The sequence below is a fragment of the Photobacterium ganghwense genome, assembly GCF_017329545.1.
Lineage (GTDB): Bacteria > Pseudomonadota > Gammaproteobacteria > Enterobacterales > Vibrionaceae > Photobacterium > Photobacterium ganghwense.
The window spans coordinates 1,006,130-1,026,848 of sequence record NZ_CP071326.1; the positions used below are offsets into that span (position 1 = coordinate 1,006,130).

Genomic DNA, 20,719 nt, shown 5'->3' on the forward strand with positions numbered 1-20,719 from the left:
CCCGTTCCGCGCACTTATATTGGCATTAGTTGAGGGACAGTTTCGTCCGGGCGGTATTGGTCATTGCTGGTACATACCACAAGGCTTGAAAATGCCTCGAACTCAAGACTGTAGATGCAATCGCCCAAACGCCGGAAGGTGTACCCCAAACGCTGCAAATCACCGGAATCGAGCGCGAACTGACGAACGTTATTCTGGAAGGCAACCAGATAAACCCGGTCAAACGACAAATCCAAATCAAAACGGCTATCCGTCCGGATTGCGATTTGCTTAGCAAAGCCTGTCACAAACAATGAATAATCCGATAGGGGATGTTTGGTTTTCGGTTTGGCCGGAGCAGCTGGCGTTACAGGCACCGCCGTATTTTCATTTGCACCTGGAGGATGTGATTTAACTTGCTGGTCAGCCTTATTGGCTGGCTCAGATACAGCCAACGGATTTTTTACCGCACCAGTGGCGAACATGAATACCACAAACACCAAACACAACGCCGCACCGATAAAACTCCAGTGCTGCCAGAGTGGTTTAACGTCATTGGCCATTGCCTCTTTAACCGCAGCATTAGACGCCGTATGAGACTGATAGAACGGGAAATAAGAACTTTTATAGCGCCGGATATTGGTATTTACAATTTCCCCGCGCACACCATCCTTGACCTTTTGGGTGTAACTGTCATTGCTGCCGAGTGCCGTATTCTTAGAGCAGCGATAAAGCAGCTGAACCATATCCCGCACATCACGATGTAATTTCCGGTCAGACTGAGTAATCAGAATGATATCTATCCCGTAGTGGCGATGTAAGCTCAGAAACTCCAGCACCTCCTTAGAGGTGCCAGAGCAGGGTAAAACCATATGTGCCTCATCCACGACAACCAGCACACCTTGCCCTTTGTCGTTTTTCCAGTCGTCCTGATAATCCTCCGGCTTGCTGAAAGCGCGGTTCATGTTACCGAAGTCATCCAGCTTGGTATCAATGGTGCGAATCAGTGACCGGGCATCTTCACCAAACACCTTGACGAAATGGTCAATATTCAAGGGGAGGTTAGTCACCACCTTGCGCCCGTTCTGAATGGCCGGAATGATATGGAAAACCACCGCTTCATAGCTTTTGCCGCCACCGGGACGACCAACAATCAGGTTAATCATATCAAGACCCCAAACGGACGAACGGTATCAACTGGAGAATCAGGCGAATAGTGATAGCAACAACAATAATGCCCAACGCTTGCGGCAGACCAATTTGACCCAAGACCCACGACACACCGGGCGGGAAGCCCGTCATATACTGCGACAAATCCACCGGAGCGAGCATAGACGACACCAACGCAATCAGACCCTTGCCAGCCTGAAGCAGTTGCTCGAAGATAGCGAACCACATATCTTTCATCATCTCGACCAACGACAAGACCAGCCGATACAGGAAGTCGAGCAGGGTATTGAACAACTCAACAATCCAATCGTACATATTAACCCCCAAACACTAACGCACGCGCCAGAATGGCCGCGCCAAACATGATACAAAGCCGGATAAACAGCCACACATCCGGACTGATATTGAAACTATGGGTGCCGAAATTACCCATTTTTCCCAGATTGAAATTCATTTCAAAATCCGGTGCAGCCGCATTACCAATATCCACATTAAATTGGTCAAGGAAGGCAAACGAATCGCCGGCACGTAAATCATTGGTGAAGGCCGTCATAATGCCGCTAATCCCGTCAGGGTACTTGGAGGTGTAGAAGCCATGACAATCATTGGATTGAAAACACGGCACCACACCCGCACCGGACACATCCAGATTAGCAAGGGCATCCTGATTTGCGGCTATGCCATCGAGCGTGTCACCAATGTCAGCCACATCATCACCAATCGCATCAACGCTATTGCGAAGCCCCTCTAACTCACCTTGCGGTAATGCCGAATCACGAATGGCATCAATCATTTCTTGCGCTCTAGCCGATTCCTGCTGTTCATTGGCAAGCAAAGTATCATTGACCTGATTAACAGCATCTTTGACACCATCCAGCTTGTCATTGGTTTGCACCTGGCTGTCGCCAAGCCCCTTGGTTAAGTCTGCAATGTTGGCGAGTTCATCCGCCGATTGCCGGGCAGTGTTATTGAGTGATTCCAGTTGCTTAAATTCATCAACGGCCTGATTAATCATTGTCAGATTGTCGTCACTAATGGACTGCGCCATATCACCAACCGCTGAATGAATCCCCGCCAACTGGTCATACTGGCGGTCGAAATTCGTCATGAACTGACCTTGCATTTCACGCAAAACCGCTAATTCCTCCTCCGTAAATTGCGCCATATGCTCAAGAGAGCTTCTGGACTGTTCAGCCGTTTCCATATACTTGTTGTATAGCGCTAATTGCTCTTCCAACGTGGCGTTAATTTTCTTATCAGCATCAAGGATTTTATTCAGGTCAACACTTAACTTGTTACCTGCATCCGTGGTCGCTTGCTCAACACCTGCTAACGCATTTCGGTTTGATTCCGCCAGATTGTTAACCCGAGTTGCGGTAGAGGCCGTGCTATCAGCAATATCAGACAAGTCACCACCAAGGCCGCGAGTAGCTGATTCAATGCCAGCAAGGTCAGACCCAAGGCCGCGAGTAGCCGATTCAATATCTGCCAAAGCCGAAGTATTCGCACTTTGCGCATCCTTCAAAGCTGCCTTGATAGTTGACGCGTTTTGGTCAACGGTAGATTGCAAGCTGCCCAATTTATTGAGGACAGGGGACAAATCCACACTACCCGAACCCTGACCATCCGAACCGTCACCACCAGAGCCGGAACCATCACCGCCAGAGCCGGAACCATCACCGCCAGAGCCTGAACCGCCACCACCGGAGCCTGAACCGCCACCACCGGAGCCTGAACCATCACCACCAGAACCTGAACCATCACCACCAGAACCTGAACCATCACCACCGGAGCCTGAACCATCACCACCGGAACCTGAACCATCACCACCGGAACCTGAACCATCACCACCGGAACCTGAACCATCGCCACCGGAGCCTGAACCATCACCACCATCACCACCTTCACCGCCCTCACCAGAGCCATCACCTCCACAGGCATCACCAGTACATTCACCCTCAATTGGCGTATAAGTACATGAACCAAGGATAGTAACCGCATCCTCACTACAATAATAATTGTGTGATGCTTCATTATTTAACGGAGTATTATCAAAACACTCATTTATTTTATTATTTAAATCCGAACGAGCAGACGAAGTAGAACAATAATCCTCTTTAATCCACCAAGTGAATGAATGTTTCATATAATATGAATAACTTTCATAAGGCTTATAATAAATATAAACTGAGCCATGATTTTTAATGGCCGTACTTTCCTTAACTTCCACCTCACCAACAATCTCATTAAAGCCTTGCAAATAGGCTTTTTCTTTAGAAATAGCTTGGTCTAAACTCGAATAATTACCACTGGCCGACGAAGCGACAACGTAATAGTAGGCTGAATAAGAATAACTAGAATAAAAAACCAAGAGGAATAAAAGAAATATTCTTTTCATTTTCTCACCAATAAAAAAGGCGACCGAAGCCGCCTTATTCATATGCCGTTATTTACCGCCAACCTTGCAAGACGGCATACCCCGTTATAGCCCCAATCAATGACCAGACGGTAATAATTAAATCATGCAATAGGGCGGTCATTAATTAAGCCTTGTTAACGGCGCGTTTAGCAAGGGAAATCCCTTTAAACGCCATTGCGATACCGATGATAATAACGCCAGTTGTACCAACGAAAGTCGCAACGTCACCCAGTTCAACAGCAGCAAAAATATCAGTCATTTCTTTTTCTCCAATTAATTACATTACACTTTGCGAATCAATTTTTTCGCAATTCCGACAGGATACGCAGCAAAATAGCCAAACACGATGACGGCAGCAAAACCATAGGTAAACGCCTCTGTAAGCTGCTCACCCGTCACCGACATATCAGCAATAAAGCTGTCATAGGTGGAGCGGCTCACCATCACATAGCTGGCACACTCCGAAATTGGCTGAGAGGTGGCATACAGAAAACCTTGTTCGTTTACCGTTACACAAACATTGTCAGTTGCCATGATGCCACCCTAAACCGTTATTGCTTTTTCTACAGGCCGAAACGATGTTGACCTGGAGGAATTTAAACGGCAGTTCCTTTGCGAATCTGCCAACGTTTCTAACGATAAATACCCGTAACTATTTACCGCTTTAAGAACCGCAGTGAAAAACTGCGATTCAAATAAATCATCATTTCGCCACATCGGAAAAGTCCGTCACAATATTGCGCGAAGGGTTTTCAGGGTCAGATTCCATAATCAATTGCAGATTGCATGGGAACTGAACAGAGCCGAACTGATTAAATAAAGACTGGTCATCTTTCATCGAAATGGTTTTTTCTTCATAGCCCAGCTTTTGAATATTATTGTCATCATTCACAAAGCCCTTTGCAGGCACCAGATAATGAACCTGCGCAAAAGAATAAGGCTTAGGTGCGCCAGATTTTTTAGAGATACCAGCACCTTTAGTTACCGCAGTAACAAATACATTCAGAGTAGACATGACACTTTTCCTTTTTAAAAACGCCTATGTTTGGCGGGAGAATAAATTAAGCAATGGAATATATATCGTGATTATCCGGCTCTATTAACCGCATACATCGTAATTTAATTTCACTTGAATCAGCCGTATCTTGATACACAGGCTGATTTAATCTGCTTGGTATTTCGAAATCTTCTAAATGACTGGTCAGCATATTCACAATTTGCGAATCGCTTAAATCCAGACATTGACGCATGAAATTAACCAGTTTGCCGCATTGGGTCGCACCGTTACGCACGGCATTATCGACACTGGTGAACCACTTGCGCTTGTGAGTAGCAATAACACATTGCTCAGCCGAACCAACAAAGGCTAGGGCAGGGTAAGCACCTGTCAGGTACTTATCCGGCGAAATCAACACATCAAACGGCAGCACTCTATCCTTAGAGCGTAATTCCAGTTCCCAGCGCACCCAATCCTTATGATGTGATTTCAGTTGTTTGCCTTTTTCGTACACGCGCAGCATTTTTCCTGCATCACGCGAGCCGACATAAAACGATTTCCCTTTGTCCGCCACGAAGCCATAACGGCTTTTCAGAGACTCCGATTTACCGGATTCTTTCTGATAACTGACCACTTTGGACAAATGACCTGACTCGATATAACAATATGAAGCCGGACGACCACGCGTAACAAACTGACCTTGCTCAGCCATTTTGCGAGCAGTCTTAATGTCATATTTGCCGTCCAACGAATCAAAGGCGATATCCACACGGGTAATTTTCGCACCTGGCAATTCGTGTAGAACCTTGTGCATTTCCTGTAAATCCAATACCGCCGTACCCGTACCGGAGAACGAGACATAACAGCCGTGGTTCTTTGCGCCCCAAGCACACAGGCCAGCTTGCTGACCGTTAACTAAAATGTTGGCGGAATGCTTATAGCCAGAGAAGCCACCCGGACGCATTTCAAATGACCATTCATTACCAAACAGACCCAAACCGTGATTAAGACGGTTGATAAAGCGGGTCACTTCACCACGACACAAACAATCCAACGTATTCAGGCCGAAGTGGTCGAACAGGTCGCGCTTGACCTCATGAAACTTGCGAGAGTCAGACCCAATCGCAAACTCAGTATCTCGAAACTGCGCACGGACAGCCGCCGCATAATCAATCGCACCCGTATCTAGTGCATCGTGCTTTAGGGCGTCACCGTATTCGTTAAACTCAAAACCACGAATGGCCTTGATAGAAGCGCCCATTTTTGCCAGTTCAACAATCTGGCTTAATTCTTCTGGCGACCAAGACAGGGACAAATAATCAATAATCGCACTCATTATCAAACGCCCCCATGTCATACAGTTCTTGCCAGTTATCCGCCGTTACAAGGTGCAGTTCATATCCGGCAGGGTAAAATTCGCGACCAATTTCGTGCAGCTCGTTCCAATTTCGGAAGTATTCAGGCTCGCCACTGATAAAGGCGAATCCCGTTCCGTCATCATTGATTTCGTAATAGAGCTGATGAGTCATAACTACTTGCCCTGAGCCATAGCCTCAACGACACCAAGCGTCATTCGACAATCCGCCAAAGCCCGGTGAGCTTGTCCATCAACGACAACGCCTTGCTGGTCAGCCGCATTGGTCAAACGCTGCCAGCGGTAATTATCACGGTAGTCATCCCAATCACCGTAGAATTCGGCATAGGTCAGCATGGCACATTGAGCATTGCCCTCAATCCCCTTAAGAAGGCGAGCAACGTCATCAATATCCAAACCCGAACTCACATCAACACCAGCACGCAAAGTGCATCGAGCAATGAGCCTTAAATCATATGCCGCGTTATAAATAACCACGCAACGACCAGCCAGCAGAGCTAACACATCCTGATAGATTTCAGCCCACGCTGGCGCATCGGCCACCATGTCATTGGTAATGCCATGAATCGCGATAGCCTCAGCAGGAATTGGGCGGACCGGCTTAACCAACGTATCAAACAGGACAGCACCAGAGGCATCAATGATAGAGATTTCACAGATTTCAGCTTGGTTATCCAAGCCCGTGGTTTCGGTATCCAGAATGACGCAATCATTTACCAGCCAATCAGCCGCTAATTGTGCAGGGGTCTTCATTGTCATGTGTGCCTCAGCGCCTATTAATCCCGAATTCCGTATAGCCTAGATGACGATAATCGGGATTGTAAATAGCCTATTTTCGGGATTAACGCGCTAGAATAGATAAAACGGAGGAAAAATTATGTATGCAAACACACTGTTAGATGCTTATAAAACAGCGAAAAACTACATCCAAGACAAACAAATCGCCCATGATTTGGCAATTAGCCCACAGAAGATTAGTAAAATTCGAAAAGGTGAACGCTATCTAACTGATGCAGAAGCAATTTTTCTAGCTGAAAATTCAAATATCGACCCGCACGAAGCATTAATCTTTTTGGCGGCGGACAAGGCCAAAAATTACAAGGCACAACAGATTTGGAATGACATCACGGCAAAGTTAAGCCGCCAAGGGTTTAAGGGTTTAGCCCTTGGTATGACTGGGCTGCTGGTATTTAACAACCCGAAGCTTCAGTGCGCATTATGTATGTTAAATACGCTTCTAGGGATTAGTATCACATGCTATGTGGCAGCAATGTCCTTCTCAGTTCGCCTCACCTCTCTCATTCGTTGACGATGAGTAATTGGTATGGGGCTGGGATTTAACAGTATTGGCTGATTTACCATAAAGTATATAATTTGCAATTAAGCGAACTCGGCTAATCACTTCGTTTACGGTTCGCTCCATTGAACAAATTATCTTAGAAAAGAACCCCAAACTAAACTTGGGGTTCTCAGATGCTTGTTCGTTTGCGCTGATATTAACCGCCAGCCAATTTGACCGTGTGGCCTTTTTTCTCTAGCGTTGCTTTGATGACATCACGCTTATCACCTTGGATTTCGATGGTGCCATCTTTTACTGAACCTCCGCAACCACATACTTTTTTTAGTTCCGCAGCCAGAAGCTTGAGTTGGGCGTCTTCCATATCCAAACCTGTGACAATACACACGCCTTTGCCTTTACGTCCTTTCGTTTGACGTTGGATACGAACAATGCCGTCACCTTTAGGACGTTCTGGAGCTTGCTTTTCTTCTTTGATGCGGCCGGTTTCTGTCGAAAACACCAAGCGGCTGTTGTCATTCATGGGGAAAATCTCGTCATTTGTTGGATCTGTGAACCAGGTAATATCTTCAATGATCCCATTTGCGCATTACCCGTTCGCGAATATTATCAGTATTAGACACTGTAACGGAAACAGTTATGATCAGAAACGTTATTTTCGACTTTGGTGCCGTATTGTTTGAGTGGAATCCGCGCAAAATTGTGGCCACTTTTACGGACGATACGGACGAACAAGAACGTCTGTTAAACCATGTTATCCATCACCCTGACTGGTTAGCGTTAGACCGTGGCACTATGCTCATGGCCGAAGCTCAACATAAGTTTGCTTCACGTTCCGGATTGGATGAGTCAAGAATTGAAGACTTCATTGAACATATACAGACCAGCCTGACCTTGATTGATGAGTCTTATCAGTTGGTCCAGCAAGTGATTACTATGGGTTTTAACGCCTATTTTCTTACCAATATGTGCAGTGCGTTTTTTGAAAAATTGAATGAAAAACATGGCCTGTATGCTCTATTTGATGGTGGTCTCGTATCCGGTAAAGAGCTTTTAATCAAGCCCGAACCTGAGATTTTCGAGTTGCTTGTCCAACGTTTTAATCTTGAACCCTCCGAATCATTGTTTATCGATGATCACCCTGCAAATTTAACGTCCGCTAGTCAATTAGGTTTTCAGGTCTATCAGTTTAAAAATCCATCAGAGAGCTGCGCTGAAATTCGAAATTTGCTGAAAATTAACTAAGATTCCTAGATAGTTGGCCGTTATTCATATAACGTTCATTCTTGTTTTGTAAGAATACTTGTTTTGAACCAAGCGCTTAGGAGTTTTCGTGAAGAAACTGTTTATCCCTGTTGTTTTGTTAGCGTCGCTGGTTGGTGTGGGCAGCAGCCTGTCTGTTGTAGAAGCCAAAAGTGTCAAAGACAAATCTGTTGTGGGGCAAGTAGAAACGATTAAAGTGCACGGATTGGACTTAGATTATCTTGCTCGTATCGATACTGGTGCTGCAACCACTTCCATTCACGCTAAAGACATTAAAGTGATTGGTGAAGAGAGTGAGAGCGACAGAATGCGTGATCACCTAGGCCACACGGTTGAATTCACCTCAATAAACGAAAAAGGTGAAGAAGCAAAGTACCGTGGAAAAATTGTTAAAGTCAGCAAAATCAGAAATGCTCAGGGTGTGGAACGTCGATACGCGGTAAAAATGGATTTGGGCTGGAACGGCCAACACAAAGAGGTTGCGGTTAACCTGCGAGATCGCAGTAAGCTGGAATATAAATTGTTGATAGGTAGAAACTGGTTAAGTGGCGACTACTTGGTAGATGTCGATAAATCAGATAGCGATGATTAACCTCTACTTTACACGCAGACCGTTTGCAAAAAACGCCCCGATCAGGGCGTTTTTTGTTAACAGTCATTTGTTCTGAGCTTGCAGTTGCTGGCGTTTCTGTATCACGATATCCAAGTGCTGTTTTATTGCAGCCGGGGTGCCTTTCAACAACCGGCTACCAATAATGACGTACCATTGATTATTCTCTCCGGAATCGTTCATTAGCTTGAAGCCCTTGTACTCTTCAACTTTGGTCTGAGTGAGTCGAGCCGGATTATTCTGCCCTGCTACCAGTTTGTTAGGTGGCATAAAGGTCTTTGTTTCACACCACCAATCGATACTCTTCTTTATTAATGTCAGCTTCGAAGAAACTGACTGCCCCCCAATGATGCATTTCCAATCATCCGGATGGCCAGACGCATTTTCAATAGTGTGGCCGCGATGGAATACTCTTTTTTTCATTATTGCCTCATCACTCGGAGCCTAACAAACATTCCGGCATCACAGCGAGTTACTGCACTCATATTCAACCAGAATGAAAACACCAACAAACTACGTGGTGTGTCATTGATAGACGAATAATTGTTATCTGGAATTAATTATATAGTAGATAGCGCGAGACATAAATCCGAATGATATACTCTTAAAATTATGGTGCGCTAGCTAAGGTGAAATAATGGCAAAACAGATAACCCCAATTTCTGATGAACTCACCTCACAACACAGTCAGGCTATATTTCGCCAGCCTCTCGAAAGTGTTGAACCTTTGAACGAACTGACTCGGGGCCAATATGCAAAAAATACCCTAGTATCGTTTAAAAATGACTGGAACAGCTTTCTTGCTTTCTGTATTGAGCATAAGGTTCCAGCTTTGCCAGCAAAAGCAGATACAGTTCATCGCTACATCGAGCAAATGGCGAAGACGCGTAAACTCGCCAGTCTCAAACGTTACCTTGTCACACTTTCATTAGTGCACCGTTGTCACACACTACCCGACCCTTGTGCACAAACTGAAATTCGGCTTGAAATGAAAAAGCAGCAGTTAGAGAAACACGATGATTATCAAAACGCATCGGCATTTCGAGATGAGCATTTGCAGTCTCTGTTGTTACGCTTTGAACTATCGACCAAGCCTAAAGATATTCGAGATTTGGCAATTTGGGCTGTGATGTTTGAGGCTATGTTAAAGCGTAGCGAACTGGCGAATCTCTCCGTTGAAAATTTGTCAATTCATCCAAACGGGATGATTGATTTGTGCATCAAAAATGACGTGATTGCGCTGAGTTCTGTCGCGTCAAAAGCTCTGCAACGGTGGTTAGTGACCGGAATGATAGACAATGGTTTTGTTTTTCGCCGGATAGACCGCCATGGAAACATTGGAGATTCCCCTTTGGATCACTCCTCGATTTATCGTGTTTTTCGTCGAGCCAGTGACGAATTAGGACAACCAGAGTCTTCTCTGTTTTCCGGCCAGTCTCCTCGGGTTGGAGCCTCACAAGATCTCGCTGAATCCGGATGCTCAATAAAAGATATTCAAGAACAAGGCCGCTGGAAAAGCCCGGCAATGCCGGCTCAGTATGTCGGTAACAAAGACAGGCATGACAAAGAAATCGCGAAGTATATTAAGCCCAAGCCCTGGGAACGCTAGTTGTTATTAGCTGGCTTTTTACAATGTGGGGATATATTAGATTCATAAACAGATAAAAAGTTATAGTGCATTAGACATAGTGACTAAACATGGTTCGCAACGTTTTTCCCAGTTACTCTTCCTTCGGTGCATCCGTCCAGTGTTCTTGGTAACCAACTTGTCGATCAATAGGCACAGTAATTCGTGCAAAAAGGCCTTTCAACTGAGTAAGGTTACCAAAATAACCGGCTTGGTTAGCATCAACCCATTCCGACAAGTTGATTCCTTCCCAACATAATTCATAGCCAGCATTGATCGCTAATATCTCGAAAAATATCCGCTGCACTCGCCCATTCCCTTCCCGGAAAGGATGTATAACGTTGAGTTCACAGTAATAATGGGCAATGCGTTCAATAAACTCATCCAGAGGTAGTCGGCAGAGATAACCTTCTTCAGCCAAAGACTGCAACAACTTGTTGGTTTCTCTTATAATGTTTTGCCAGTGACAGAAACGCGTTTCACCTTTGGTAATGTCGACCTGGCGGGGTTGTCCTGCCCAGCGGTACAAATCCTGAAACAGAATTCGGTGGATTTTTTGGAGGTAATCGAGAGTGAAGTTATTGAATTCAGGCTCAAAGTGTTCCGCCCGAACTCGTGTGAAGTCACGTTCAGCGGCTTCAAGTTCATCTTCATCTTTAATGGATAACAGGTTGATTAAGACGCTGGAACCAGGATAACAATCAGGGTCATGATCAACATCATATTTATCTCGCATACCGTAACGTCAAGTCTGCAATCTGTTCTGATTCACTCTTTAATACGCATTCGGGGTCATGGGTTTCCCCTTCCAGATGAATCCCTTCTAAGCGCAAACTGGCCCGGTAATTCTTGTTTTGTAAACGCTTAAAATGCGCCTTTTTTTCTTCTTCTGTTAGCATGGCTTTATAATCCGATAGGCATCCATGTACCACTCAGGTTGCTAACCAGTTTAACTGATTATAACCAATGCAATCCGGAGCTGATGCAGCTGTTGCCCGTTTCGCTCACAATTCTCACGATTAAAAATGAGCAAAAGCCGGGAATTCCCCCGGCTCTGACTGATTATTGCACCGCGTTCTTAATTGCCTGTTCCAGAAATGCCTTAAAGTCATGTCCATAATGCTGAAGCATTTTGGGGAACATTGAGATAGGCGTCATCCCTGGGAATGTGTTGATTTCGTTAAGCAGAATCTCGTTATCTTCACTCAGGAAAAAATCAATACGCGACAAATCTTTCAGCTTCATGTGGATGAACGCTTTACGAGCATACTCACGAATCTGATCCAGCTGTTCATCATTCAGATTAGCGGCTTCTACTGTCGTACTGGAATGACTGTCTGCGCTGTACTTTTCTTCGTAGCTATAGAATTGATCTTCCGGACAAGTGACTTCACCCGGCTTTGTAATAATCAGTTCGTCGCCGTATTGGTACGCAGCAACTTCCAATTCACGAGGCTTAATTGCTTTTTCAATCAGTACTTGTTTAGAGAAGGTGAAAGCATTTTTGATCGCCTGCCCCAATTCATCGCGATTCGTTACACGGTAACAGCCAACTGATGACCCCTGGCTCGCGGCTTTGACAAACAGTTTGTCCCACTTATCCAACGCCTGCTCAGCCTGATGGTAGGCATCATCGTTATTCTCACTGAGAAAAATATACGGCGTGTTCGGGATACCCAACGTGTCAAACCACAGTTTGGTGGTAATTTTATTGAAGCAATTCGTACTCGCTTCCGGACCACAGCCCAGGTATGGCAATTTTGCCATTTCCAGGAAAGACTGGATATCCCCCGTTTCCCCCGGGAAGCCATGAATACAAGGAATGACATAATCCACTTTACGGCTGACTTCACCCTCAACCAATGTCTGATCAAGATTCAAACGGCACAATACGCCTTCAGCGTTGTACCAGCCATCATTTTTCATTTCGACACGGGTGTAGGTAATGGCGTCAATCTGCTGGAGTTGCTGCTCAATGAAGTTAGCAGATACGAGAGAGACTTCATGTTCGGAGCTTCCGCCACCGCACAGGAGTAATACGTGGATTGAACTCATTATCATCCCTTGTTGTTATCGCTGGCCACAGGTGCCAGTTTTAAATCACGAATAGCACTTCTCACTCAGTCGCTGAGTGGTGCATTTTTTCAATTAGTTCTAATAGTAATAAAAAAAAGGCGGCTATTGCACCTTCTATCGGTAACTAGCGCCATATCTTTCACGGAAATGACATTCATCAGCTCAATTTACCAGCAATCATGCTCGGTTTAACCACTCATGGGAAGTTCAACGCTATAATTCCCCTGTTTAAATCGAGCAATGCCCAAAACCCAAAGTCCAAAACCTCATAAAAAAAGCATCGCCCCATATGCTCTCCAGTAGCATAATAGATGCGATGCTTCTCGCTGTTCAACGGATTGGTGGGTCTGCTGGGTCTGGGTGTTAGCCAGCTTTACACTGCAGCAAACTGGCCTCGGGTCTTGTTTGCATAGGCAACCAGAGATAGCATCACCGGCACTTCAACAAGAACCCCAACAATCGTGGCCAGTGCTGCCCCTGAATGTACCCCAAATAAACTGATAGCGACGGCAACAGCCAGTTCAAAGAAATTTGATGCACCGATCATTGCCCCCGGCGCTGCTACGTCATGCGGTTGTTTCCACTTTCTCATCCAGATATAGGCGATTGCAAATATCAGATACGTCTGCAGCAGCAAAGGAATCGCAATTAAAACAATATCAACCGGGTTCGCCAGAATGGTTTTAGCTTGAAACCCAAAGAGCAGAATCACAGTACCGACCAATCCCGCAATTGAAAACGGTTTCAACCCGGCAGACAGACGATTTAATGTTTCCTGCTGACGTACAACACGACGTGTCAACGCGCCAGCTAACAGCGGGACGACCACAAACAGTGAAACGGATAGAATCAACGTGTCCCACGGCACTGTTATATCTGTCACACCCAGCAAAAGCGCGGCAAGCGGAGCAAAGGCAACCACCATTATCAAGTCATTAATTGCCACCTGAACCAAGGTGTAATTGGCATCGCCTTTAGTCAGCTGACTCCAGACAAACACCATTGCCGTACATGGCGCGACTCCCAACAGAATCATACCGGCAATGTAATCTTCACCGATCTCGGGCGAAATCCAGTCCCCAAAAACATGTCTGATAAAAAACACGGCCAATAGCGCCATAGTGAACGGTTTAATCAACCAGTTCACTGTCAGAGTGATAATCAACCCCTTGGGACGCTGATGCACCTTTTTAACCGCAGAGAAATCGACCTGCATCATCATGGGGTAAATCATTAGCCAGATCAGTACCGCAATAACCAGGTTAATTTGCGCGTACTGCATATCACCCAGCAGCGAAAATACGTCAGGAAACAGCATACCCCCTGCCAGCCCCGCCAGCATACCCAAGCCGACCCACACGCTCAGAAAGCGTTCAAAAATGCCCATTGTCATCCTCTCGTTATATCTTTTTCATTCGGTTGTTAGTTGCCCTTAGGCATTGGCTTCACTTGAACCCACGTTGTAACAAACGTCTTTCTATTCCAAAGACCTAAGATCTTGTTCCCAAGTCAGTGCGCCTCAGTTACGTTTTGAACGATTGTCAGGGCAGCAGGCTGATAGCTTGTCAGGATGACATTCCGTGTCAGTTTCTCCGGCACAACAGTTTTCCGTCAGATACGCAATAAGATCCATCATCACCGGAATATTGGCACGATATCGCTGAAATCGCCCCTGCTGTTCAACGGATACCAGCCCAGCATGTAACATCGCTTTAAGGTGAAACGACAATGCATTCGGAGCGATGTCCATTTCACGGGCCATCTCTCCCGCCACTTTGCCTTCAAAACCAGCTTTAACCAGTAAACGCCAGGCATCAAGGCGTACGCCTGATGACAGAGAATCAAAAAGGGTGGTTGCTTGTTCAGTATTCATAACTTCAATATTACAAGAACTATTGAAACAATAGTCATAAGTATACACCATCGCTTAGGTGACGGAAGCTGCCTTTTATAAATAATTGTTTTAATGAATGAGGGCTTATAAATCTGATTTGTTGCGAGACAGTCCAGTGGAGGTGCTTATAGGCTACCAGGCCGCTGAAACAACAAAAAAGCCGCTAAAGCGGCTTTAAAAAATAAATTAATTCAGGCGTGTCATCGTTGATGAAGCAGCGGAATCTTCAATGCTATCAAGCTGGCGAATGAAGGGGCCAAAAGTCTGAAGTGAATCAGGCAAAGAAGATAACGCTTTATGCGCAGCTTCTTTACTTGCGTAACGGCCGTAAAGCAACGTAAACCAAGGAGCACCATCGAGCTGCTTTTGATTTAACCAAACAGGCTGCCCAGATGGCAATTTACTGGCGTAATCAGGTAGTCCATCGTCCTTCCTTAGTGCCAATATTTGAATGGTATATCCTGATAAGGCAGTGCTGCTAGTACGTTCCTGTTCTGCCGCCTGCTCAATGACACCCGCCGCTTTGCTTAATTGAACCGCACGATGAACAACAAGATCCTCTTTTCTAATCGGAGTGGTTTGCTGTGTTTCGGCAGTTAAATCATAACGGGTATCTTCGATAACCGACGATACAACAATCTGGGTGGATTGATTCTCAGATGCACAACCGGTAAGAACAACGGCTGCAGCGAATACGGCGATTTTTTTCATGTTATATGGCCAGAGTCTGTGGAATTTCACTATTCTGCCGCTGTATTTTGCCCCATTCAACCCTAACTTTAAGATAGATCAATAAGTAACGTTAAATTCCACTGCAGCATACGGACTTTTGACTGCACGTGATACGTATCAGGACCACTTTTCTAGGAGCTTTTACCATGGCTGACCCACAAATTCAGTGCCAACTGGATGCGATTGATAAGCTTACCGTTATTTTATATCGTTCGGCGCTGACAGCCGGTAGCGGATTAATGTCAGTTGCCGCCTGGGAAAACGATTTTGCAGCAACCGGCCTGATTATGGCGGCTTTAATAGCAACCACCACCGTCCATATTTATGACAAACGTTTCCGCTGGCTTATCCTCGGCAGTGCCTTGTTTGCCACCTTGTGGCAATTATCTGGCTTGTGGGCTCCGCTGGGACTGGGAGCGGCCTTGTTTGCCTTCAGCGCCTTAGCGGTCAAAGAGTATTACTGCTTCAAGCTGAAAGTGCTGCTGATCACCCCATTGGTTCTGGCCGGATTCTGGGCCGGCTTAGTGCTAAGCATTCCCCAATTGATGATTGCCTGCAGCATGGCTGGAGCTATCTTACTGGCTGTCGCGGCTTTTTCGAAATGGCGTATGCCCCTGCACTACGACATTGGGGACAAATCCCGCTATGAAGTGTAATCCTGCTCTCTTGCGTATCTAAGACGTTTTATCGAGAGGTTTTATTGGCAGATATTATTGATAGGTGTTTTCCAGAGAAGCGAGTCAATTTTCAGCTTGGCGACCAAATATACATTAGCAGTTTGATCCTGTTTTATTGTGCATATTCATAGATATGAGAGGCTGACAGTACCCAGATATCTTGCCGTTGATCACAGCTCCTGCACTTTAGTCAGACACTCCTGACGGCATTCGTTACACTCATCTGAAATTGTCTGGAGAGTGGTGCCATGGAAGGAATCGATAAGCTTCTCAAACCGAAATCAATCACCGTTATCGGCGCTTCTGATAATCCCAATCGCGCCGGTAATGTCGTCATCCGAAACTTATTATCAGGCTCATTTCATGGCCCCATCATGCCCGTCACTCCAAAGTACGAAGCGGTTGCTGGTGTTTTGGCCTACCCGACCATAGACAGCCTGCCTCGGGTGCCAGACCTTGCCATTGTTTGTACCAATGCTCATCGTAACGTAGAAATCATCAGGCAGCTCGGAGAAAAAGGCGTAAAAGCTGCCATCGTGCTGGCCGCAGGAATGAATCAAATCCTCCATGATGGTGAAACCGATGAAGAACGTATGTACGCGGTTGCTAGACAATACAACATGCGCCTTGTCGGCCCGAACAGCATGGGGCTTATTTTACCCTGGCTGAATCTGAATGCGTCTTTCTCTCCGATCTCAGCCCATAAGGGTAATATTGCGTTTATTTCACAATCGGCGGCGGTTTGCACCACCATTCTCGATTGGGCTAAAAACAAAAATATCGGCTTTTCGACTTTCCTCTCTCTGGGCGACGCTTGCGATGTGAATTTCGCTGAATTGCTGGATTACTTGTGTCGCGACAGCAAAACAGAAGCCATTCTGCTGTATATCGACTCGGTTAAAGATGCCCGCCGTTTTATGTCTGCAGCACGAGCCGCCGCCCGTAACCGCCGTATTCTGGTCGTAAAAAGCGGTCGTACCCGAGCTGGTAGCGCAGCGGCACAATTGCATACCGGTGGGCCAGCGGGATTAGATGCCGTTTACGATGCAGCAATTCGACGCTCCGGTATGCTCCGGGTAAACAACACTCATGAGCTGTTTGCTGCGGTCGAAACCCTTGCCCACTCCGTGCCATTACGTGGTGAGCGTCTGGCCATTCTGACCAATGGTGGTGGCCCTGCCATCCTTGCTGTTGATGCGCTGGCCGACCGCGGCGGTAAACTGGCGCAGCTGAGCGAACAAACCATCGCGAAATTATCTGAAGTCCTGCCCTCAACCTGGTCAAAGGCCAACCCAATAGACATTATTGGTGACGCAGACATTCAGCGCTACGAGAAAGCCATTAACATCCTGCTGGACAGCGATGACTTCGATGCCCTGCTGATCATGCACTCACCATCCGCCATTGCCCGCGGAAACAATACCGCCAAAAGACTGGTTGAGGTGATTAATCAGCACCCAAGAAAACGGAAATTTAATATTCTGACTAACTGGTCTGGGGAAGACGAAGCGATAGAGTCTCGCCGGATTTTTACCGATGCCGGTTTTCCTGCTTATCGGACACCGGAAAGTGCCGTTTCAGCCTTCATGCACCTGGTGGAATACCGTCGAAACCAGAAACAACTGATGGAAACCCCGGTTTCCTTCGGTGAAATTCAAGCCAACCCGAAACACGTAAGGGATGTTGTTAACCACCTGCTGGCGCAGGGTATCCACCAGCTGGAAACACATGAAATACGTCCGGTGCTGGAAAGTTACGGCTTCCAGACACTCCCGACGTGGATTGCCGATGACCCGGCTGAAGCTGCTTACATCGCGGAACAAATTGGTTATCCGGTCGCGGTAAAACTTCGCTCACCGGACATTCGTCATAAATCCGAAGTACATGGCGTATTACTGCATTTGCGTACCGCCGCTGAAGTGGCTAACGGTGCGCAGGCCATACTGGATCGCGTCTCTCTCGAATACCCTAATGCACGTATTGATGGCCTGCTGGTACAACGTATGGCTCGCCGTGCGGGCGCACAGGAACTGCGAATCTCTGTCTACGATGACCCTATCTTCGGGCCTGTCATTTTACTGGGTGAAGATGCCGCTGAATGGGACATCCACAAGGATGCCGCTGTTGGGATTCCGCCACTCAACATGGCGCTGGCGCGCTATATGGTGATAAATGCCATTAAAACCGGCAAGATTCGTCAACGTAACCTACCGGAACGCATAGATATACCAGCGTTGTGCAAGCTACTGGTGAAAATTTCACAATTGATTATCGACTGTCCGGAAATTCAGGATCTGGATATTCACCCACTGCTGGCTGCCGGAGAAGAAATGACGGTTATCGACGCTTCCATGACCCTGCGTGAATTTGAAGGGGATCGCCAGCGTCGACTCGCCATTAGGCCGTATCCAAAAGAATACGAGGAACAGGTTGCCCTCAAAGATGGCAGCATGATCCTTCTGCGCCCGATTCTGCCTGAAGATGAACCTATGCATGCCGAGTTCATTTCGCGGGTCTCTATGGACGATTTATACAAGCGCTTTTTCTCTGACGTCGGTGAGTTCAATCACGAAGCGCTGGCCAATTTCACCCAGATTGATTACGACCGGGAAATGGCTTTTGTCGCGGTTCGCGAAGAGATCAATAAAAACGGTGAAGCCGTGCCGTCGATCATCGGTGTGACTCGTGCATTATCCGACCCTGACAACATTGAAGCCGAGTTTGCCATTCTGGTTCGTTCAGATCTGAAGGGGATCGGATTGGGAAGCATTTTAATGAATAAGATCATTCGTTACAGTCGTGAGCGAGGCTTAAAGCGAATGACTGGTATTACGATGCCTTCAAACCGGGGAATGATCATGCTGGCACAGAAAGTGGGTTTTGAGATCGACGTGCAAATGGAAGACGGGATTGTTGAGATGCTGTTACCGCTGGAGTAAATCATGCTCTCCTATTGGTGATTTAAGCTTCTTTTGATCATTTGACCTACCTGTCGATACATCAAGATCGTACAGAAACACAGAAACTCGATACTTCGTTGCTCATCAAGGATCGGCATGGTTTTCCCTGCCGATCCGAGCCAGCTAAGCACTGGATATAAGGCAAACCGGAGTTATCACCCCGACAAAAACTAGTGCTGTTGCTTCTTCCACATTGATTCAATGTACTGGATACACCAACTCTTCGCTTTACCCATCCGGCTACGGTTCCAGGCCAGTACAATATCCAGCTCAAACACCGGGTTATCACCTATCACCATTAGCTCGCCTTTATCTATGGCTTCTTGCGCGTAACTATATGTCATGGTTGCAATACCCAGGCCCGCTTTGAGTGCCTGAAGTTTGTCATGCATCGAAGTAACTGTAAGCAGCGGCTGATCATCCAAAATATTGTGGGTCAACGGCGGCAAGTGACGGGCCGTATCTGCAACGGCAATCCCGCGATATTGTTTGCGAACAGCAGGATCCAAAGGATTATCATGTTTATGGATTGGATGATCCGGGTGCGCAACCCACACGGCGTCCATTTTCCCCAATGGCTGAATTTTCACATCATGCGGTGCCACACTCGGGTTAGGTGAGATCAACAGATCTGCACGATCCTGCGCCAATGCCTCCCATGCGCCGGCCAGAATTTCTTCACGAAAACGGATCTTTGTTTTACTTCGTTCAGCCAGCGCTTCGACAATTGGAAACAAGGTATCGACTTTAATCACACCATCATATGCGATAGTCAGTTCCAGCTCCCAGCCATGGGCCAGTGCGCTGGCATCAGAAATCATCTCGTCTGCAGCCGTCAGAAGTAAACGCCCTCTTTCAAGCAATAACTTACCGGCTTTGGTAAACACCGCTTTGTGGCCGGAACGGTCAAAGATAACCAAATCCAGATCTTGTTCCAGTTTCTGAACCTGATAACTGAGTGATGAAGGCGCTCTACCCAGCTCTTCCGATGCTGCTGCAAAGCTACCACGTCGATCAATCGCGTCCAGCACCATCAAAGCTTCAAATGATAATAGTTTGTTCACGCATTCTCCCAGTAAATGCTTGATATTCTTTCTCTTGATATTAAACCGTTGCTGGCGATGAAAGCTAGCTGTTCCTTGTGTCTGTCTGTTTCTAATATCCGGCTGATTCTTCTATCTGACCGTTCAAGGCTGGCAACCACTTAAACATAACATCATTATTAACCATTCAGTCAAAAGAATATGTATTCAAAATCATGTGTTATATCCCCGAGAAATTTCATACCAAAGTGATGCATTAATCAAAATTATGACTAAGCATTTGAATGTCATCCAAATTAAACGCCAAAAATTGATCTGAGCTAATAACACAGTCCAAACAATACTCTACATTGCTTCACATTCAGCCAAGCTTATTCATGTCTGAGTTTAATGTCTGATTCAGGTTGATGTTTTTAATCACTGACTGACAGCTTACGGTATCTGAAACATAGTCCGTCCCCCTGGCCACCAGCCAGAGTAGGTCATCCAGTCAGCGGATGCAGCTATTTACTGGATACAGGAACGGATATCTATTTATGCGATTGCTGTGGATCACGTCAGTAAACCGGTTCAGTCAGTAGCAGGCGTTAGAGAACGTAC

The 20,719-nt window shown here is 46.3% G+C and carries 24 protein-coding genes; 6 read left to right on the forward strand and 18 right to left on the reverse strand.

From position 1 onward, the window contains the following. Window positions 1-14 precede the first annotated feature (14 nt). The 9 genes from FH974_RS20675 to FH974_RS20710 form a co-directional block, all read right to left on the reverse strand. Window positions 15-1,145, reverse strand: coding sequence for a zonular occludens toxin domain-containing protein (locus FH974_RS20675; RefSeq protein WP_207103658.1), 1,131 nt, complete (start codon window positions 1,143-1,145; stop codon window positions 15-17). Window position 1,146: 1 nt separating this feature from the next. After that, window positions 1,147-1,464, reverse strand: a complete 318-nt coding sequence (locus FH974_RS20680; protein ID WP_207103657.1) for a DUF2523 family protein — start codon at window positions 1,462-1,464, stop codon at window positions 1,147-1,149. A gap of 1 nt (window position 1,465) precedes the next feature. After that, window positions 1,466-3,589: a coiled-coil domain-containing protein gene (locus FH974_RS20685; protein ID WP_207103656.1), complete on the reverse strand. Its 2,124-nt coding sequence runs from the start codon at window positions 3,587-3,589 to the stop codon at window positions 1,466-1,468. Window positions 3,590-3,692: 103 nt separating this feature from the next. Beyond that, the gene (locus tag FH974_RS26375) at window positions 3,693-3,827 is read right to left on the reverse strand and encodes a hypothetical protein (RefSeq protein ID WP_277991783.1); all 135 of its coding nucleotides are present in this window, start codon (window positions 3,825-3,827) and stop codon (window positions 3,693-3,695) included. A 23-nt stretch (window positions 3,828-3,850) separates the two neighbouring features. Further along, window positions 3,851-4,102, reverse strand: a complete 252-nt coding sequence (locus FH974_RS20690) for a single-stranded DNA-binding protein (RefSeq protein ID WP_207103655.1) — start codon at window positions 4,100-4,102, stop codon at window positions 3,851-3,853. A gap of 169 nt (window positions 4,103-4,271) precedes the next feature. Then, entirely contained in the window at window positions 4,272-4,583 is a 312-nt protein-coding gene (locus FH974_RS20695; RefSeq protein ID WP_207103654.1) for a hypothetical protein, read from the reverse strand. A 46-nt stretch (window positions 4,584-4,629) separates the two neighbouring features. Further along, window positions 4,630-5,901: a replication initiation factor domain-containing protein gene (locus FH974_RS20700; protein ID WP_207103653.1), complete on the reverse strand. Its 1,272-nt coding sequence runs from the start codon at window positions 5,899-5,901 to the stop codon at window positions 4,630-4,632. Further along, entirely contained in the window at window positions 5,885-6,094 is a 210-nt protein-coding gene (locus FH974_RS20705) for a hypothetical protein (protein WP_207103652.1), read from the reverse strand. The genes FH974_RS20700 and FH974_RS20705 overlap by 17 nt, the downstream gene beginning before the upstream one ends. Window positions 6,095-6,096: 2 nt before the next feature. Continuing rightward, window positions 6,097-6,699, reverse strand: coding sequence for a 3'-5' exonuclease (locus FH974_RS20710; protein ID WP_242551869.1), 603 nt, complete (start codon window positions 6,697-6,699; stop codon window positions 6,097-6,099). A 118-nt stretch (window positions 6,700-6,817) separates the two neighbouring features. Here FH974_RS20710 and FH974_RS20715 point away from each other — a divergent pair, with 118 nt between their 5' ends. Further along, entirely contained in the window at window positions 6,818-7,249 is a 432-nt protein-coding gene (locus FH974_RS20715; RefSeq protein WP_207104211.1) for a DUF3693 domain-containing protein, read from the forward strand. A 187-nt stretch (window positions 7,250-7,436) separates the two neighbouring features. Here the strand turns inward: FH974_RS20715 and yciH are convergent, their stop codons facing one another. Beyond that, the gene (gene yciH, locus FH974_RS20720) at window positions 7,437-7,760 is read right to left on the reverse strand and encodes a stress response translation initiation inhibitor YciH (RefSeq protein ID WP_047885744.1); all 324 of its coding nucleotides are present in this window, start codon (window positions 7,758-7,760) and stop codon (window positions 7,437-7,439) included. Window positions 7,761-7,876: 116 nt separating this feature from the next. On the opposite strand from yciH, the gene FH974_RS20725 reads away from it, so the two are divergent. After that, the gene (locus tag FH974_RS20725) at window positions 7,877-8,482 is read left to right on the forward strand and encodes an HAD family hydrolase (protein WP_047885745.1); all 606 of its coding nucleotides are present in this window, start codon (window positions 7,877-7,879) and stop codon (window positions 8,480-8,482) included. An 88-nt stretch (window positions 8,483-8,570) separates the two neighbouring features. Continuing rightward, window positions 8,571-9,092 (forward strand): ATP-dependent zinc protease family protein, encoded by a 522-nt coding sequence (locus tag FH974_RS20730; RefSeq protein WP_053061858.1) that lies wholly within the window; start codon window positions 8,571-8,573, stop codon window positions 9,090-9,092. A gap of 63 nt (window positions 9,093-9,155) precedes the next feature. On the opposite strand, the gene FH974_RS20735 is transcribed toward FH974_RS20730, so the two are convergent. Continuing rightward, entirely contained in the window at window positions 9,156-9,533 is a 378-nt protein-coding gene (locus tag FH974_RS20735; RefSeq protein ID WP_047885746.1) for a DUF3319 domain-containing protein, read from the reverse strand. 214 nt (window positions 9,534-9,747) lie between these two features. Here FH974_RS20735 and FH974_RS20740 point away from each other — a divergent pair, with 214 nt between their 5' ends. Then, window positions 9,748-10,719 carry a tyrosine-type recombinase/integrase gene (locus FH974_RS20740; protein WP_047885747.1) on the forward strand — a complete coding sequence of 324 codons (972 nt, stop codon included), beginning with the start codon at window positions 9,748-9,750 and terminating at the stop codon, window positions 10,717-10,719. Between the two features lie 112 nt (window positions 10,720-10,831). Here FH974_RS20740 and FH974_RS20745 read toward each other — a convergent pair whose 3' ends face one another. From FH974_RS20745 to FH974_RS20770, 6 genes are all read right to left on the reverse strand, one after another. Next, window positions 10,832-11,473 carry a putative adenosine monophosphate-protein transferase Fic gene (locus FH974_RS20745; RefSeq protein ID WP_207103725.1) on the reverse strand — a complete coding sequence of 214 codons (642 nt, stop codon included), beginning with the start codon at window positions 11,471-11,473 and terminating at the stop codon, window positions 10,832-10,834. Further along, window positions 11,463-11,636, reverse strand: coding sequence for a YhfG family protein (locus FH974_RS20750; RefSeq protein ID WP_084712584.1), 174 nt, complete (start codon window positions 11,634-11,636; stop codon window positions 11,463-11,465). Before FH974_RS20750 ends, FH974_RS20745 begins: the two co-directional genes overlap by 11 nt. A 163-nt stretch (window positions 11,637-11,799) precedes the next feature. Then, the gene (locus FH974_RS20755; RefSeq protein ID WP_047885749.1) at window positions 11,800-12,792 is read right to left on the reverse strand and encodes a D-alanine--D-alanine ligase; all 993 of its coding nucleotides are present in this window, start codon (window positions 12,790-12,792) and stop codon (window positions 11,800-11,802) included. A 394-nt stretch (window positions 12,793-13,186) separates the two neighbouring features. Next, a complete protein-coding gene (gene arsB / locus FH974_RS20760) occupies window positions 13,187-14,200 on the reverse strand; it encodes an ACR3 family arsenite efflux transporter (protein ID WP_047885750.1) in 1,014 nt (337 codons plus the stop codon). Between the two features lie 132 nt (window positions 14,201-14,332). Then, window positions 14,333-14,686, reverse strand: coding sequence for an ArsR/SmtB family transcription factor (locus tag FH974_RS20765; protein WP_084712585.1), 354 nt, complete (start codon window positions 14,684-14,686; stop codon window positions 14,333-14,335). 207 nt (window positions 14,687-14,893) lie between these two features. Then, the gene (locus FH974_RS20770; protein ID WP_053061859.1) at window positions 14,894-15,418 is read right to left on the reverse strand and encodes an SPOR domain-containing protein; all 525 of its coding nucleotides are present in this window, start codon (window positions 15,416-15,418) and stop codon (window positions 14,894-14,896) included. 167 nt (window positions 15,419-15,585) lie between these two features. Here FH974_RS20770 and FH974_RS20775 point away from each other — a divergent pair, with 167 nt between their 5' ends. Both FH974_RS20775 and FH974_RS20780 read left to right on the forward strand, forming a co-directional pair. Beyond that, window positions 15,586-16,095: a DUF2301 domain-containing membrane protein gene (locus FH974_RS20775; protein ID WP_047885751.1), complete on the forward strand. Its 510-nt coding sequence runs from the start codon at window positions 15,586-15,588 to the stop codon at window positions 16,093-16,095. Window positions 16,096-16,364: 269 nt separating this feature from the next. Next, complete coding sequence (locus tag FH974_RS20780) at window positions 16,365-19,055, forward strand: bifunctional acetate--CoA ligase family protein/GNAT family N-acetyltransferase (RefSeq protein ID WP_047885752.1); 2,691 nt, start codon at window positions 16,365-16,367, stop codon at window positions 19,053-19,055. 191 nt (window positions 19,056-19,246) lie between these two features. Here FH974_RS20780 and FH974_RS20785 read toward each other — a convergent pair whose 3' ends face one another. Continuing rightward, entirely contained in the window at window positions 19,247-20,110 is an 864-nt protein-coding gene (locus tag FH974_RS20785) for a LysR family transcriptional regulator (RefSeq protein ID WP_047886304.1), read from the reverse strand. Window positions 20,111-20,719 lie beyond the last annotated feature (609 nt).

Coding starts and splice junctions, on each gene's coding strand:
- FH974_RS20785 (WP_047886304.1), bottom strand. CDS start 20,110: ATGGTGCTGGACGCGATTGATCGACGTGGTAGCTTTGCAGCAGCATCG.
- FH974_RS20740 (WP_047885747.1), top strand. CDS start 9,748: ATGGCAAAACAGATAACCCCAATTTCTGATGAACTCACCTCACAACAC.
- FH974_RS20680 (WP_207103657.1), bottom strand. CDS start 1,464: ATGTACGATTGGATTGTTGAGTTGTTCAATACCCTGCTCGACTTCCTG.
- FH974_RS20770 (WP_053061859.1), bottom strand. CDS start 15,418: ATGAAAAAAATCGCCGTATTCGCTGCAGCCGTTGTTCTTACCGGTTGT.
- FH974_RS20700 (WP_207103653.1), bottom strand. CDS start 5,901: ATGAGTGCGATTATTGATTATTTGTCCCTGTCTTGGTCGCCAGAAGAA.
- arsB (WP_047885750.1), bottom strand. CDS start 14,200: ATGGGCATTTTTGAACGCTTTCTGAGCGTGTGGGTCGGCTTGGGTATG.
- FH974_RS20675 (WP_207103658.1), bottom strand. CDS start 1,145: ATGATTAACCTGATTGTTGGTCGTCCCGGTGGCGGCAAAAGCTATGAA.
- FH974_RS20745 (WP_207103725.1), bottom strand. CDS start 11,473: ATGCGAGATAAATATGATGTTGATCATGACCCTGATTGTTATCCTGGT.
- FH974_RS20710 (WP_242551869.1), bottom strand. CDS start 6,699: ATGACAATGAAGACCCCTGCACAATTAGCGGCTGATTGGCTGGTAAAT.
- FH974_RS20725 (WP_047885745.1), top strand. CDS start 7,877: ATGATCAGAAACGTTATTTTCGACTTTGGTGCCGTATTGTTTGAGTGG.
- FH974_RS20705 (WP_207103652.1), bottom strand. CDS start 6,094: ATGACTCATCAGCTCTATTACGAAATCAATGATGACGGAACGGGATTC.
- FH974_RS20735 (WP_047885746.1), bottom strand. CDS start 9,533: ATGAAAAAAAGAGTATTCCATCGCGGCCACACTATTGAAAATGCGTCT.
- yciH (WP_047885744.1), bottom strand. CDS start 7,760: ATGAATGACAACAGCCGCTTGGTGTTTTCGACAGAAACCGGCCGCATC.
- FH974_RS20695 (WP_207103654.1), bottom strand. CDS start 4,583: ATGTCTACTCTGAATGTATTTGTTACTGCGGTAACTAAAGGTGCTGGT.
- FH974_RS20775 (WP_047885751.1), top strand. CDS start 15,586: ATGGCTGACCCACAAATTCAGTGCCAACTGGATGCGATTGATAAGCTT.
- FH974_RS20715 (WP_207104211.1), top strand. CDS start 6,818: ATGTATGCAAACACACTGTTAGATGCTTATAAAACAGCGAAAAACTAC.
- FH974_RS20690 (WP_207103655.1), bottom strand. CDS start 4,102: ATGGCAACTGACAATGTTTGTGTAACGGTAAACGAACAAGGTTTTCTG.
- FH974_RS20765 (WP_084712585.1), bottom strand. CDS start 14,686: ATGAATACTGAACAAGCAACCACCCTTTTTGATTCTCTGTCATCAGGC.
- FH974_RS20750 (WP_084712584.1), bottom strand. CDS start 11,636: ATGCTAACAGAAGAAGAAAAAAAGGCGCATTTTAAGCGTTTACAAAAC.
- FH974_RS20780 (WP_047885752.1), top strand. CDS start 16,365: ATGGAAGGAATCGATAAGCTTCTCAAACCGAAATCAATCACCGTTATC.
- FH974_RS20685 (WP_207103656.1), bottom strand. CDS start 3,589: ATGAATAAGGCGGCTTCGGTCGCCTTTTTTATTGGTGAGAAAATGAAA.
- FH974_RS26375 (WP_277991783.1), bottom strand. CDS start 3,827: ATGACTGATATTTTTGCTGCTGTTGAACTGGGTGACGTTGCGACTTTC.
- FH974_RS20755 (WP_047885749.1), bottom strand. CDS start 12,792: ATGAGTTCAATCCACGTATTACTCCTGTGCGGTGGCGGAAGCTCCGAA.